Source organism: Pseudomonas sp. 6D_7.1_Bac1 (assembly GCF_025465945.1).
GTDB lineage: Bacteria > Pseudomonadota > Gammaproteobacteria > Pseudomonadales > Pseudomonadaceae > Aquipseudomonas.
The window spans coordinates 1-13,089 of sequence record NZ_JANLNW010000067.1; the positions used below are offsets into that span (position 1 = coordinate 1).

Annotated in this window: 11 protein-coding genes; 9 read left to right on the forward strand and 2 right to left on the reverse strand. The window is 58.9% G+C overall.

The genetic code is table 11. The features are described from left to right. Nucleotides 1-34 precede the first annotated feature (34 nt). Nucleotides 35-940: a LysR family transcriptional regulator gene (locus NTD87_RS17580; RefSeq protein ID WP_262115304.1), complete on the reverse strand. Its 906-nt coding sequence runs from the start codon at nt 938-940 to the stop codon at nt 35-37. 115 nt (nt 941-1,055) lie between these two features. Between NTD87_RS17580 and NTD87_RS17585 the strand changes: the two genes are divergently transcribed. The 4 genes from NTD87_RS17585 to NTD87_RS17600 all read left to right on the forward strand — a co-directional run bounded on the left by NTD87_RS17585 (nt 1,056) and on the right by NTD87_RS17600 (nt 5,486). After that, a complete protein-coding gene (locus NTD87_RS17585; RefSeq protein ID WP_262115305.1) occupies nt 1,056-1,940 on the forward strand; it encodes an MBL fold metallo-hydrolase in 885 nt (294 codons plus the stop codon). Between the two features lie 154 nt (nt 1,941-2,094). Then, nucleotides 2,095-2,709: an NAD(P)-dependent oxidoreductase gene (locus tag NTD87_RS17590; RefSeq protein WP_262115306.1), complete on the forward strand. Its 615-nt coding sequence runs from the start codon at nt 2,095-2,097 to the stop codon at nt 2,707-2,709. A 482-nt stretch (nt 2,710-3,191) separates the two neighbouring features. Continuing rightward, nucleotides 3,192-4,430 (forward strand): alpha-xenorhabdolysin family binary toxin subunit A, encoded by a 1,239-nt coding sequence (locus tag NTD87_RS17595; protein ID WP_262115307.1) that lies wholly within the window; start codon nt 3,192-3,194, stop codon nt 4,428-4,430. Between the two features lie 33 nt (nt 4,431-4,463). Beyond that, nucleotides 4,464-5,486, forward strand: a complete 1,023-nt coding sequence (locus tag NTD87_RS17600) for an alpha-xenorhabdolysin family binary toxin subunit B (protein WP_262115309.1) — start codon at nt 4,464-4,466, stop codon at nt 5,484-5,486. Nucleotides 5,487-5,576: 90 nt separating this feature from the next. Here the strand turns inward: NTD87_RS17600 and NTD87_RS17605 are convergent, their stop codons facing one another. Next, on the reverse strand, nt 5,577-6,479 hold the full coding sequence (locus tag NTD87_RS17605; RefSeq protein WP_262115310.1) for a LysR substrate-binding domain-containing protein: 903 nt from the start codon (nt 6,477-6,479) through the stop codon (nt 5,577-5,579). 160 nt (nt 6,480-6,639) lie between these two features. On the opposite strand from NTD87_RS17605, the gene NTD87_RS17610 reads away from it, so the two are divergent. The 5 genes from NTD87_RS17610 (at nt 6,640) to NTD87_RS17630 (ending at nt 12,990) form a co-directional block, all read left to right on the forward strand. Beyond that, entirely contained in the window at nt 6,640-8,277 is a 1,638-nt protein-coding gene (locus tag NTD87_RS17610) for a 5-guanidino-2-oxopentanoate decarboxylase (protein WP_262115311.1), read from the forward strand. Further along, nucleotides 8,274-9,722, forward strand: coding sequence for an aldehyde dehydrogenase family protein (locus NTD87_RS17615; RefSeq protein ID WP_262115312.1), 1,449 nt, complete (start codon nt 8,274-8,276; stop codon nt 9,720-9,722). Before NTD87_RS17610 ends, NTD87_RS17615 begins: the two co-directional genes overlap by 4 nt. 217 nt (nt 9,723-9,939) lie before the next feature. Next, nucleotides 9,940-11,043 carry an ABC transporter substrate-binding protein gene (locus NTD87_RS17620; RefSeq protein ID WP_262115313.1) on the forward strand — a complete coding sequence of 368 codons (1,104 nt, stop codon included), beginning with the start codon at nt 9,940-9,942 and terminating at the stop codon, nt 11,041-11,043. 193 nt (nt 11,044-11,236) lie between these two features. Beyond that, on the forward strand, nt 11,237-12,145 hold the full coding sequence (locus NTD87_RS17625) for an ABC transporter permease (RefSeq protein WP_262115315.1): 909 nt from the start codon (nt 11,237-11,239) through the stop codon (nt 12,143-12,145). Continuing rightward, complete coding sequence (locus NTD87_RS17630) at nt 12,142-12,990, forward strand: ABC transporter permease (protein ID WP_262115316.1); 849 nt, start codon at nt 12,142-12,144, stop codon at nt 12,988-12,990. The genes NTD87_RS17625 and NTD87_RS17630 overlap by 4 nt, the downstream gene beginning before the upstream one ends. The last annotated feature ends 99 nt before the right edge of the window (nt 12,991-13,089 follow it).

A 13,089-nucleotide genomic window follows, 5' to 3' on the forward strand; every position in this document is an offset into this window, starting at 1 on the left:
CCCCGGGGCCCCCCCCCCCCTCGCCACAATGTATTTACAGCCCCACATCCCATTCGGGTTCTTCGGGAAATCTCGACACCAGAAAATCCAGCATGCTGCGCAGCGCGGCAGGCATGTGTTTGCGTGAGGCGTACACCGCGTACATGTTCATCTGCCGGGGTTCGGCGTTGGGCAGCAGACGCACCAGTTCGCCGCTGTGGATATGCACGCCGGCCTGGTAGCTGGGCAGCATCGCAACGCCAGCGCCGGCCATTGCTGCGCGCAGCAGGGTGCTGGCCTCGTTGGCACTGATGTTGCCCTGAACCGGCACCGAGACCTGCTCGCCATCCTGCTCGAAATGCCAGAGGCTTTTGCCAAAGTAGGAGTGGGTCAGGCAATTGTGCTGGCTCAAGTCTTCGACCCGTTGCGGTGTCGGGTGCTCGCGCAGGTAGGCGGGGGAGGCGCAGATCACCGAGCGGCAAACGGTCAGCCGCCGGGCAATGAGGTTCGGGTCCAGGTCGTTGCTGGTGCGGATCGCCAGGTCGATACGCTCGTCCACCAGGTTCACCGTGCGGTCGAGCATTTGCAGGTCGATGCTGACCCCGGGAAAGCGCTTGACGTAAGCCGCCATGGCGTCAGCCAGTTGCGCCTGACCGAACGAGGTGCTGACGCTGATCCGCAGCAAGCCGCGAGGCGCATCGTCCGGTTCGCTGACGGCGGCCTGCATGTCACTCGACAAATCGAGCATCTGCCGGCAGCGCGGGAGGATCTCGGTGCCGGCGGCGGTCAGGCTCAGCTTGCGCGTGGTGCGGTGCATCAAACGTGCGCCGACCCAGTCCTCCAGTTCGGCCAGATAGCGCGACACCACCGGGCGCGACAGGTCCAGATGATCGGCAGCGGCTGACTGGCTGCCGAGGTCGACGACGGTGACAAACACTCGCATTGCTTGAAGACGATCCATGATTTGCCCGCTTTCAGAAACAAACTATGTCCAAGCATCGCATTTTTTGTACCGAGTCAGGCAACTAAGCTCTGTCCCATCGCCCAACACGGCTTATGTACAACGGAGCAGCACCATGATCGGCTTCACTTCTTTCAAACGTCTTTTACTCGCCACCGCCACCCTGGGCTTTGCGGCTCATGCGGCAGCCGCCACCCCGGCACTCACCCTGGACGTCTACAACCCAGGCTCGGCCGCGATCTTCCCGGTGACCTCGGTGCTGGTCAGCGGCGAAAAAGAAGCGATTCTGGTGGACGCACAATTCGGCAAATCCCAGGCCGAACAGGTGGTGGAAAAAATCCGCGCCAGCGGCAAGCAGTTGACCACCATCTACATCAGCCACGGTGACCCGGATTACTACTTCGGCCTGGACACTCTCACCACCGCTTTCCCGAAAGCCAAAGTGCTCGCCTCGCAGCCGACGGTTGATCACATCAAGGCGACCGTTGAAGGCAAAGTGGCGTTCTGGGGGCCGAAAATGGGTGCCGACGTACCGGCCAAAACCATCGTGCCGGGCGTGCTCAAGGGCCACAGCCTGACCCTGGAAGGCAAGAAGCTCGACATCATTGGCCTGGACGGCAAACAACCGGATCGGACCTTCGTCTGGATCCCGTCGATCAAAGCCGTGGTCGGCGGTGTGGTGGTCGCGGAAAACATCCACGTGTGGATGGCCGATACCCAAACCGCTCAGTCCCACGCCGATTGGTTGACTACCCTGAACACCATCGACAGCCTGAAACCGAACACCATCGTTCCAGGTCATTACCTGGGTGACAGCAAACGTTCGCTGGCTGCGGTGCATTTCTCCGCCGATTACATTAAGGCCTTCGACGAAGAAACCGCCAAGGCCAAAGACTCGGCCGAGCTGATTGCCGCAATGAAAAAGCGTTACCCGACCCTCGGCGAAGAAAGCTCTCTTGAGCTGAGCGCCAAAGTCGCCAAGGGCGAGATGAAGTGGTGAGTCGTTTACCCCTTGTGGCGAGGGAGCTTGCTCCCGCTCGAGGGCGCAGCACTCGTAAAATTTGCGATGAGTACGAAGCTTTTGGGGCTGCTACGCAGCCCAGCGCGAGCAAGCTCGCTCACCACAGGTCACACCCCAACAACTGGAGAATCTCATGAGCAAGATCGCAATCATTGGCGCCACCGGCCGTGCCGGTAGCCAACTGCTGGAAGAAGCCCTGCGTCGTGGTCACAGCGTCACCGCCATCGCCCGCGATACCTCGAAAATCGGCCAGCGTGCCGGCGTAATCACCAGGAACGTTGACGTTGCCGACGGCGCAGCGTTGCAAGCGGCGGTTGCAGGTGTTGATGTAGTCATCAGCGCGGCACACTTTTCGACGATCCCGGCCAACGCGATTATCGAACCGGTAAAAAAGGCTGGCGTGAAGCGTCTGCTGGTGGTCGGCGGTGCCGGTTCCCTGTTGGTGCCGGATGGCAGCAAGGTCATCGAATCCCCGAACTTTCCCGAGGAGTACAAGGCCGAGGCCAGTGCCGGTGGCGTCTACCTCGACACCTTGCGTCAGGAAAAGGACCTGGACTGGACCTTTCTTTCGCCATCGGCGTTGTTCGTCGAAGGCGAGCGTACCGGCACCTTCCGTGTGGGTAAGGATGACTTGCTGGTGAGTGCCGAAGGCAAGAGCTGGATCACCTTTGCCGACTATGCGATTGCGATGCTCGATGAAGTCGAGAAACCGGCGCATTCCCGTCAGCGGTTTACCGTCGGTTACTGATCTGTCGCCAAAGCACGGACTATCCCATGGGTGGTCCGTGCTTTTTGCTATTCGCAGATTATTAAGGCAGAACTAATCCTGCTCGGTAATGGGTGTGTGCATCGATTAAAGCTTTTTGTTGTGGTCGCTAGTGTGGGTTGAGTGTTAAAAAATAAGGCGGCGAATAGTGGATTTTGTTGCGTTTTGTTTTTTGAGAATTGTTGAGTAATAACTTGTTGTTTTCTTCAGTTGTGTGCTCTTAGAGGGTTTGGGGTCGGGATAGGTTGTTGGGAGTGGGATGTTGTTTTTCTAAATGTTTTCATTGTTGATGCTTTATGTTGTGACGGTTTTTATTCCTACGGGATGCAGAGTGGCGAGGAACTTGTGGCTTCGCGTGTGGGCTATTAGTGTTGTGTTCTGGTTTTGGTGGCGAGACACGCGACTAAGGCTTGTGAAAAGGAGATTGTTTGAGGCGGTTTGCCCTCACTATATGGAGGTGGTCAATGAATGTAGAAGCGAAGATGGATCTTCAGGAACGGCTGAAGTTGACTGCACATCAAGCGGTCGCCGAGCTGGAAGGAATAAGTACTGTTACGGATGCGGCGAAGTATGTACCGGTTCAATACTTTGGCGTCATGGCCGGCGAAAGTGGACCTTCCTATCAGGATGGAACCTTTATTGTTCAAAAACATAACATTGTGGCCATCAAACGTTATGTAAACGCCGCCTTGGCATTACCGGTCGACCTGACTGCGATCGAGCGTCAGTTGGGTTACATCAGATCAGATAAAGAGGGACTGGAACCGGCAGACATACAGAACCTTCATCAGAAGATTCACCAGCATGCACTGTCCTGGGGAACCCTTGAGCGTGATACCAAGGATCTTGGAGGGCGACTGGATCTCTTTTCCAGCGGCTTCATCAGAACCGGAAACCTGATAGTGGAGCATCTTAAAAGCTTTCAGGGGTACGAGGATCTGACCGGTACGATTGACACGTTGACGGAGGTGGAGCGGGCTCGGATGGCCGCCATCCCGCTGGGGAACTCGGCCACCGAAAAGGTCGAAAACCTGAATAGATACTTCACTCGAATGAAAGACGATATCGAGAGTTTTTGTCGCAGGATCAGCGCGGTAAAGGCACTGGCGACGGAGTTCTCCCGCAAGATTAGCGAAGACCTGTTGCCTCTCGTCAAAGCAAAACTCAGCGATGCGGAGCGAGCCGGTTTTGATCAGGTCGCAGAGGAAGAGCAACTGAGAGTCGAAATAAAAGGACTGGATGAGCGTATTGCCGAGAAACTCAAAGAGTACGACAGTCTGGTGGGGTATGCCTTTACCGGATTGGTATTTGGTCCCATTGGTGTTGCTATCACCGGCGGTATTTTTGGTTCGAAGGCAGAAGCGACCAGGGCAGAGAAAAACAGCTTGATCGAGACACGGGATAATGTGCTCAAGAACATGGATAAGGCGCGCTTGTCCAAGCTGTTGATGGCGCTGCGCATACGCCTGGAAAATATGAAGTCGCAGATGATCGATGCCGAACAGGGGGCGAAAAATCTGGAGGACGTCTGGGCCATTATCTGGATGAACGTCGAGGAATCTCGAGTGCGGCTGTCTGAAGTGGATAACGCATTTGACCTGAGTTTGCTGGTTCTGGATATTCAGGGGGTGGTAGCACCTTGGGAAACCATCAAAGGTCATGCCGCCAATTTGTCTTACGTTTTTAATTCGGTTGTGGATTAAGTTGTAACTAATTTGAGTTCAAGGAAGAGTTTTATGACGGTTCATGAGTTTAAGGGTCTGTTCAGTTATGCCGTGCCTGATACGGCGACCATGAAACAGGCTAAAAGCCAGTTTGACTTGAAAGTGGCGGATAAAACATACGCATTCGCCCCAGCGGTACAGGAAAAGCTCGAATACCTGCGTACACAGATCAACGACGCAGATCATCAACTGTTTGAACACATCAAGCGGGTGCAGACCTCCCTGTGCAATGTAAGTTTTGAGAGTACGCTGGCGCGCATCGCGGAGATCGAAGGGAACGAGCAGGCCGCTGCGACAACACGCACCAAAAAGATTGAAGAACTGGTGATGTATTGCGTGCAGCGGGTCACCAGTTCGCTGGCGCCAGTGCTCGCGGCCCAGGACCATCTGGTCCGAGAGCTAGCAGAAATTGGCGGCATCACGTTGGTTCAGGAGGGCGCGCAATGGGGCCGTCCCTATGAAACAAGGCGTGAGGCGCAAGAGCGCAGGCGCCTGGTGCTCAATTCCGATCTCAACGAACTCGCAGAAGAGCTACGCAGGGTCGACGAGACATTGCAACAATTCAAGTCCCCCACCTGGATCGACCTCTTCAAGGGCATGATTCCAACCGTCCAGGAGATCGAGGCAGCGCTCAAGCTGGTCAGCACCCAGAAGCCTGATCGTGAGTTCCTGGAGCTTGCATTGAAAAGGCTCAACGGCAATCTCGATGGCATCGAACAAGGTCGTCAATACGCGAATTTCGTGGAGGCGCGAAACAGTATTCACAAGCGCATGGATGAGCTACGGGTTGAGGTCAAGGACGTCGAAAAAGAGCTGCTTGAATTGAACCGAACATTGAACAAACTCAATGAAATCAGCGTCCTCGACCAATCCAGGCTGAACTGGTTACAGGAGGCGCAAAAGGTCGCCAGGGCCTATGACCATTTCCTGGCGACGGCCCAGCCGGAAATGTTGCGCGATGCCGTGTCGATCAAACAGATGGCTGCACGTTATGGCGCCATGCTGGGCTATCTGAAAACGATTAAAAAAGCCTGATCGAGTCAGGCGTGGGTGAAAGCGCTCCGTGCTGAAGGCGGAGGGCTTTCATGCCTCAGGCAGGGGCGGTTTTATGGAGCCCCGCGGTCGTCACCCAACGTCAACAGACCCCGGGCCCCCATTGGCCTGTACCACCAACCACTCCAACAACTCACGCAGTTGCAGTGACGGTCCCGGTTTGTGTGGAAACACCAGGTAATACCCCAGCCCCGTTTTCACCTTCAAATCAAAAGGCATGACCAGCCGTCCGGCGCTCAGGTCATCGCCGATCAACGACCAATCTCCAATCGCCACACCCGTCCCCTGAGACGCCATCGACATGGCCAGGTCCAGTGTTTCGAACTGCTGTCCACGGGCACTGTTGCCCAGTTGGACGCCTGCGGCGTTGAGCCAGATTTTCCAGTCCCGCTGATCACGCGTAGGGTGCAGCAGCAGATGTTTATCCAGGTCCGACGGGCTGTGCAGCGGTACCGGGCCGTCGAGCAGTGGCTGAGAGCAGACTGGAGTCAGTTGCTCGTCAAACAGACGCAGTGAAGCCAGTGAGCTGTCCGGTGGTGCGCCGTACATGACGGCGGCGTCGAACTGTTCGCGATGAAAATCCACACCATGTTGCACGGTGGTGGTCAGTTCCACCGGCACGTCCGGGCGCTCCTTTTGCCATTGCAGCAAACGCGGTAGCAACCAGCGCATGACGCAGGTGGGTGCCTTGAGCTGCAGGGTTTCACGGTGCGCGCCCACCTGTTCCACGGCCTCATCGATCAAGCCGAACACCTGCTGGATCCGTGGCAGCCACTCCAGCCCTTCGGCCGTCAGGCTCAAACCGCGTGCCTGACGGTGAAACAGCGCATAACCCAGATGATCTTCCAGCCCGGCAATCTGTCGGCTCACCGCGCCCTGGGTGATGTGCAACTGCTCGGCTGCGCGCGTGAAATTGCAGCACTGGGCAGTGATCAGAAACGTGTGCAGCGCGGGAAGTGGCGGGAGTCGTTTCATGGAAAGCCAAGGTATGAGGTGAGGACATGGCGAGTATGACTTTTTATCGATTGTTGCCGCTACCCGCTGACCGTTCCAATAACGCCATGACTGAGCACCGCTGCGCACCTACAAATGCCGCGCGGGGCCAGCGTCTCAAGCGAACAAGAAGGGCAAACAGATGGCAACGTGCGGCGAAGTATTGGTCAAGTTACTCGAAGGTTACGGGGTCGAGCAGGTGTTCGGCATTCCCGGCGTGCATACCGTTGAGCTGTATCGCGGGCTGGCCCGTTCGAGCATCAACCACGTTACTCCGCGTCACGAACAGGGCGCCGGCTTCATGGCCGACGGTTATGCACGCACCAGCGGCAAACCGGGTGTGTGCTTCATCATCACCGGTCCCGGCATGACCAACATCACCACTGCGATGGGCCAGGCCTACGCCGATTCGATCCCGATGCTGGTGATCTCTAGCGTGCAATCGCGCAGTCAGTTGGGCGGTGGTCGCGGCAAGCTGCATGAGCTGCCGAACCAGGGCGCACTGGTGGCCGGCGTTGCCGCATTCTCCCATACGCTGATGTCCGCTGCTGAGCTGCCGGGCGTATTGGCCCGTGCCTTTGCCTTGTTCCAGGCCGGTCGTCCGCGTCCGGTGCACATCGAAATTCCGCTCGACGTGCTGGTCGAAAACGCCGATGCCTTGCTTGACAGTCAACCGGTGAGCATTACTCGCGCCGGTGCGGCACCCTCGGCCGTGGCCCGGATGAGTGAACTGCTGGCCAACGCCAAGCGACCATTGATCCTCGCCGGTGGCGGTTCGATCGACGCGGCGGCCGAGCTGACCCGGCTCGCCGAATTGCTCGACGCACCGGTGGCGCTGACCATCAATGCCAAAGGCATGCTGCCGTCCGCGCACCCGTTGCTGATCGGTTCGACCCAGACTCTGGTGGCCACCCGTGCCCTGGTGGCGGATGCCGATGTGGTGCTGGCGATCGGCACTGAACTGGCCGAAACCGACTACGACGTGACCTTTGCCGGCGGCTTCGACATTCCGGGCACCTTGCTGCGCGTTGACATCGATCCAGACCAGACCGTGCGTAACTACCCGCCGAAAGTGGCGCTGGTGTCCGACGCACAAAGCGCCGCCCAAGCGTTGCTCGATGGTGTGGCCAAGCATGTGCTGGCCGAGCGTTGCAGCGATTGGGGCCAGGCTCGCGCCGCCACCCTGCGTGCCGAACTTGAAACTCTCTGGGACGCGCCAACCCGTGCCCAGACCCTGTTCCTGAACACCGTGCAGGAAGTATTGCCGGAAGCGGTATTCGTCGGCGACTCGACCCAACCGGTGTACACCGGCAACCTGACGTTCAACCCGGAGCGCCCGCGTCGCTGGTTCAACTCGTCGACCGGTTACGGCACCCTCGGCTATGCCTTGCCGGCCGCCATCGGTGCATGGCTCGGTGGTGGTTCGCAGCGCAGCACTCGCCCTCCGGTGGTGTGCCTGATCGGCGACGGTGGCCTGCAATTCACCTTGCCGGAACTGGCCAGCGCGGTGGAAGCACGCACCCCGGTCATCGTCCTGCTGTGGAACAACCAGGGCTATGAAGAGATCAAGAAATACATGGTCAACCGCGCCATCGAACCGGTGGGTGTCGACATCTACACCCCGGATTTCATCACTGTGGCCAAGGGTCTGGGTTGCGCGGCGCAAGCTATCAGCAGCGTCGAAGAACTACGCGTTGCACTGCGTGAGGCTAATGATCGTCAGGGCCCGACCCTGATTGAAATCGACCAGACCCAGTGGATGACGGCGGTGTCGGCATGAGCTTCTCCATTACCCTGGACGGTCTGTACATCGATGGCCGATGGTCGGCCGGCGACGAGCACTTGCGGGTCATCAACCCGGCGACCGAAGCCCTGTTGACCACGGTCAAAGGCGGCGATGAGCACGCGGTCGATCAAGCGGTCACAGCGGCCAGCGCGGCATTTGCCCAGTGGTCGAAAACCACCGGTGCCGAGCGTGGCGCGATCCTGCGCAAGATCGCCAACGGTGTGCAGGCACGCCGCGAGCGTTTGATGTATTTGCAGTCGAGCAACAATGGCAAGCCACAGTTCGAAGCGGGCATCGACGTCGATGACGTGATCGCCACGTTCGAGTATTACGCCGGTCTGGCCGAAGCGTTGGACGCCGGCCAGGACCGCACCGTGGAACTGCCGAGCGAAGACTTTGCCGCCCGTGTACGCCGTGAACCGTGTGGCGTGGTGGGGATGATCGTGCCGTGGAACTTCCCGATGGTCACCACCGCCTGGAAACTCGCGCCGGCCCTGGCGGCGGGTTGCTGCGTGGTGCTCAAACCTTCGGAAGTCACGCCGCTGCCGGAGCTGGAACTGGCGGCGATCATCGCCGAGAGCGGCTTGCCCAGCGGTGTGTTCAACCTGATCTGCGGCACGGGCCCGGCGGTCGGTGCGCCGCTGTCGGCCGATCCACGGGTGGCGAAGATTTCCTTCACCGGCAGCAATGCGGTTGGCGTTCAGGTCATGCAGCGTGCGGCGGAAACCGTCAAAGGCGTGAGCCTGGAACTGGGCGGCAAATCATCGCTGTTGGTCATGGCCGATGCTGATCTCGACCTGGCCGTGGAGCTGGCCAGTGGCGGTGGTTTCTTCAACGCCGGGCAGATGTGTTCGGCCACCAGCCGGGTATTGGTCGCCGATGAGCTGGCAGATGAATTCCTGCTGCGTTTGACGGCGCGGGCCGAAGCGATTCGCGTGGCTGATCCGTTTGACCCTGAAGTTGAAATGGGCGCGCTGGTCAATCAGGCGCAATACCAGCGCGTGCTCGGACACATCGACCGTGGCCTGAGTGCTGGTGCTCGCTTGGTCTGTGGCGGCGAACGCCCGGCCGATCTTCCACGCGGTTATTTTTTACGCCCGACCGTCTTCACCGACGTGCCCCTCGACAGTGCGTTGTGGTGTGAAGAGATCTTTGGCCCGGTGCTGTGCGTGCGCAGTTTTGCCACGGAACAAGAGGCCATCGAGTTGGCCAATGACAGCCAGTTCGGTCTGGTGGCCAGCGTGGTCAGCCGTGATATGGCGACCGCCGAACGGGTCGCCAACGCCTTGCAGGCGGGGCTGGTGTGGATCAACGCACCGCAGGTGATCTTCCCGCAGACCGCCTGGGGCGGTTACAAACAGAGCAGCATCGGCCGCGAGTTGGGGCCGTGGGGCCTGCAGGCGTTTCAAGAAATAAAGCACGTGATTCGCGCCGTCTGACAGCACGAAAACGGCCCACGCATGCCTCGAAACGAGGCATGCATCCGGGACATGGCACCAATGATTTTTTTTCGATTGTTGCGCGTTTTGCGTGACCTCAGGATGACCCCGCAGACCTTGCTACAGCCCTTGAAACACGAGGGCTTGCAGCAGATCGATTAGCACGGGCGCAAGGGATGCCTCTACCTCATACCTACAACAATAAACGGAGTCCTTCATGGGCGATCATGATCTGAACAGAAGACAATTCATCAAGACCGTAGGTGTTGCGTCGGTTGCTGCGGCCGCGATGAGCATGCCGTTCGTCCGCGCCAACGCCAGTGACACCCGTTTCCAGGGCAAGACCCTGCGGCTGTTGACCTGGTCCGATGACACCGGGCTTGCTGCACTGCGCAACATTGCCGCGACCTTCGAAGCCAAGTACGGCTGCAAGGTCATCGCAGACCGCACCGGCAGCACCTCGGAAATGGTCGCCAAGCTCAAGGCCGGTGGTGATCGCCCTCAATACGACGTCATCACCCTGGCCGGTGTGGGCGCTGAAGGCCTGGCCGCCGCCGGCCTGCTGGAAAAGCCCGACCTGAACCGCATTCCCAACCTGGTCGACGTGCCTGAGAAATACCGCACTGGCGCCAACGGTCACGGTATTGGTTACCTGCTCTGGTGCAACAGCCTCGTCTACAGCACCCGCACCATGAAAGAAGCCCCGGACAGCTACGCGGCCCTGTGGGACGCGGACCTGGCGCCGAACATTTTCCTGCCGCCGCCGAACTGGACCGAGGCCATGGACCTGATCATCATCGCCGCCAAACTGGCCGGTGGTGACGAGCACAACGTCGAGCCTGGCTTCAAGAAACTCGCCGAGCTCAAGAGCCGTGTGGTGACCCTGGGCGAAAACCCGAACCAGATCGCCGAACTGTTCCGCACCGGCTCCCTGGATCTGGGCGGCCTGTACGCTCCAGCGTTCTTCCCGAAACAGATCCGCGATCCGAACTACGGCCTGAGTGCAACCTTCGGCATGAAGGAAGGTTTCTACACCGACCTGATGCAGTCGGTCATGCCGAAAAACCGTCCGGGCGATACCGACCTGGCCTACGCCTTCATCAACCATTCGCTCGACCCACTGGTGCAGGGCAAGATGGCCGAAGACATCTACAACGGCCCGGTCAACGCCAAGGCAATCATCTCTGCCGAAGCGCGCAAGAATCCGTTCATCCTGACGCCAGAGCAGATTGCCGAGAAGGCGATCATGCACGACAACGCCTTCCTGGCGACGGTGCATGACCAATGGATTCGTCGTTACACGGAAATCTTCTCTTCCTGACCGAGTGTCGAACACCAGATCTTCAATCACAGAAGATCCCCTGTGGGAGCGAGCCTGCTCGCGATGAATCCTGCCAGTCGACATTGATGTCACTGACAGATCGCTATCGCGAGCAGGCTCGCTCCCACAAGGGGCCAATGTGTCTGGAAGACCTGTGTTCACTCAGCTGCTTTCCATTGACGAGACCATTGCTATGGAACACCAACCTCTGACCCAATCGGTCAGCCCTGCTGCCATACGCCCCCGCCTCGGCCTTTCGCCGACGACGCGTGCCTGGTTATTCCTTTCGCCATCGATGCTGTTTCTCGGTGTGCTGATTGCTGCCAGCCTGCTGGTGTTGCGCATGAGCGTGGGCACCAAAGGGGCGGAATGGAGCGGATTCAGCCTGGCCAGTTATGCCCAGTTGCTGGAACCCTATTACCTCAAATCGCTGGTGCTGACCTTACGCCTGGCGTTGATCAGTGCGGTGATTGCCGTGCTGCTGGCGATTCCGGTGGCGTACACCATGTCGCGCCTCACCTCCCCGTTGCTGCGTCGAGTGTTTCTGGCCGCAGTGCTGTTGCCGTTGCTGGTCAATCTGTTGCTGCAAAGCTACGGCTGGCTGGTAATCCTGGGACCTGGCGGGATGCTCAATCAGGCGCTGATGGGGCTGGGTCTGATCAAGCGTCCGATCATGCTGCTGTACAACCAGAACGGCGTGTTGATGGGCCTGGTACAAACCGCTTTCCCGTTGGCCGTGCTGCCGATTGCCAGCGCGATGCGCGGCGTTGCCCGCACTTACGAAGAAGCCGCTGCGACCTTGGGCGCGAGCCGCTTGAAGGTGTTTTTCCAGATAGTGCTGCCGATGAGCATGCCGGGCATCATCACCGGCGCGACCCTGGTGTTTGCCTACAACGCCAGCAGCTTTGTGGTGCCCTTGCTGCTCGGTGGTCGGCGAGTGCCGATGCTCGCAGTGATGGTGCATGACCAGATCGCCCCGCTGATGAACTGGCCAGCCGCCTCCGCTGCGGGTGTGGTGCTGATCGTGACCACACTGGCCATCATGACCTTGTCCGAATACATCACTGGCCGTCGTCGGCGCATGCTGGAGGCTTCGCAATGAGCACATTGATCAAGAAGCGCCTGTCGCTGCTGCCAGGCGACACCGGCAAATTTGCCGGGATCCTTTCAGGCGTCATCCTGTTCCTGGCGGTGTTGCCGATCCTGACCATGATCGTCATGTCGTTCAGTGGTTCTTCGAACCTCGACTTCCCGCCCAGCAGTTACAGCCTGCAATGGTACAAGGCAGCCTGGCACACCTTCGCGTCCCCGGACGCCAGCGATGTGCTGAGCCTGGGCAAAGCCATGACCACCAGCTTGATGGTGTCGTGCATGGCCATGATCTTCGCCACCCTCGTTGCGGTGCCGGCGGCCTATGCGCTGACCCGTCTGGAGTTCCGTGGCAAAGCCGTTGCACTGCAATTGATGTCGCTGCCGTTGGTGTTTCCGATGGTGGTGCTGGGCCTGGCGTTGTTGCTGGTGTTCGACAGCCTGCCGTTCCAGATGACCATTTCGCGTCTGGTGATTGCCCACGTCATTCTTGCCCTGCCGTTCGTCGTGAAGAACTGCACGGCGGCGATGCTCTCCATCGGCACCGAAGTCGAAGAGGCCGCGCAAATGCTTGGCGCTTCACCGCTGCGGGCGATTGTCGATGTGGTGGTGCCGTTGATGAAGTCGGGGATCCTGGCCGGGATGCTGCTGGCGTTCATCGTCTCGTTCAACGAGTTCACCGTGACGTACTTCCTGTACACCATCGATGTCATGACGGTGCCTATCTGGATGTTTAGCCGCACCGTGTCGTCGCTGGACCCAACCGTATTCTCGTTTGCCGTGCTGATCGTGCTGATCGACTTCGTCCTGATCTGGGCGTTGGAGAAGCTAGTCGGTGAAGGTGGCGTTTCGTTCTAGCTTCTGCCTGGAGGTGCCTGCGCTCGATCATGCTGCGTTAAAAGTCAGCTCAGAATGCTCATTGACTAAAGTCAACTCCGCTTCTTCGCAGACTTTTGC

Coding starts and splice junctions, on each gene's coding strand:
- NTD87_RS17595 (WP_262115307.1), top strand. CDS start 3,192: ATGAATGTAGAAGCGAAGATGGATCTTCAGGAACGGCTGAAGTTGACT.
- NTD87_RS17590 (WP_262115306.1), top strand. CDS start 2,095: ATGAGCAAGATCGCAATCATTGGCGCCACCGGCCGTGCCGGTAGCCAA.
- NTD87_RS17625 (WP_262115315.1), top strand. CDS start 11,237: ATGGAACACCAACCTCTGACCCAATCGGTCAGCCCTGCTGCCATACGC.
- NTD87_RS17605 (WP_262115310.1), bottom strand. CDS start 6,479: ATGAAACGACTCCCGCCACTTCCCGCGCTGCACACGTTTCTGATCACT.
- NTD87_RS17585 (WP_262115305.1), top strand. CDS start 1,056: ATGATCGGCTTCACTTCTTTCAAACGTCTTTTACTCGCCACCGCCACC.
- NTD87_RS17580 (WP_262115304.1), bottom strand. CDS start 940: ATGGATCGTCTTCAAGCAATGCGAGTGTTTGTCACCGTCGTCGACCTC.
- NTD87_RS17610 (WP_262115311.1), top strand. CDS start 6,640: ATGGCAACGTGCGGCGAAGTATTGGTCAAGTTACTCGAAGGTTACGGG.
- NTD87_RS17630 (WP_262115316.1), top strand. CDS start 12,142: ATGAGCACATTGATCAAGAAGCGCCTGTCGCTGCTGCCAGGCGACACC.
- NTD87_RS17615 (WP_262115312.1), top strand. CDS start 8,274: ATGAGCTTCTCCATTACCCTGGACGGTCTGTACATCGATGGCCGATGG.
- NTD87_RS17620 (WP_262115313.1), top strand. CDS start 9,940: ATGGGCGATCATGATCTGAACAGAAGACAATTCATCAAGACCGTAGGT.
- NTD87_RS17600 (WP_262115309.1), top strand. CDS start 4,464: ATGACGGTTCATGAGTTTAAGGGTCTGTTCAGTTATGCCGTGCCTGAT.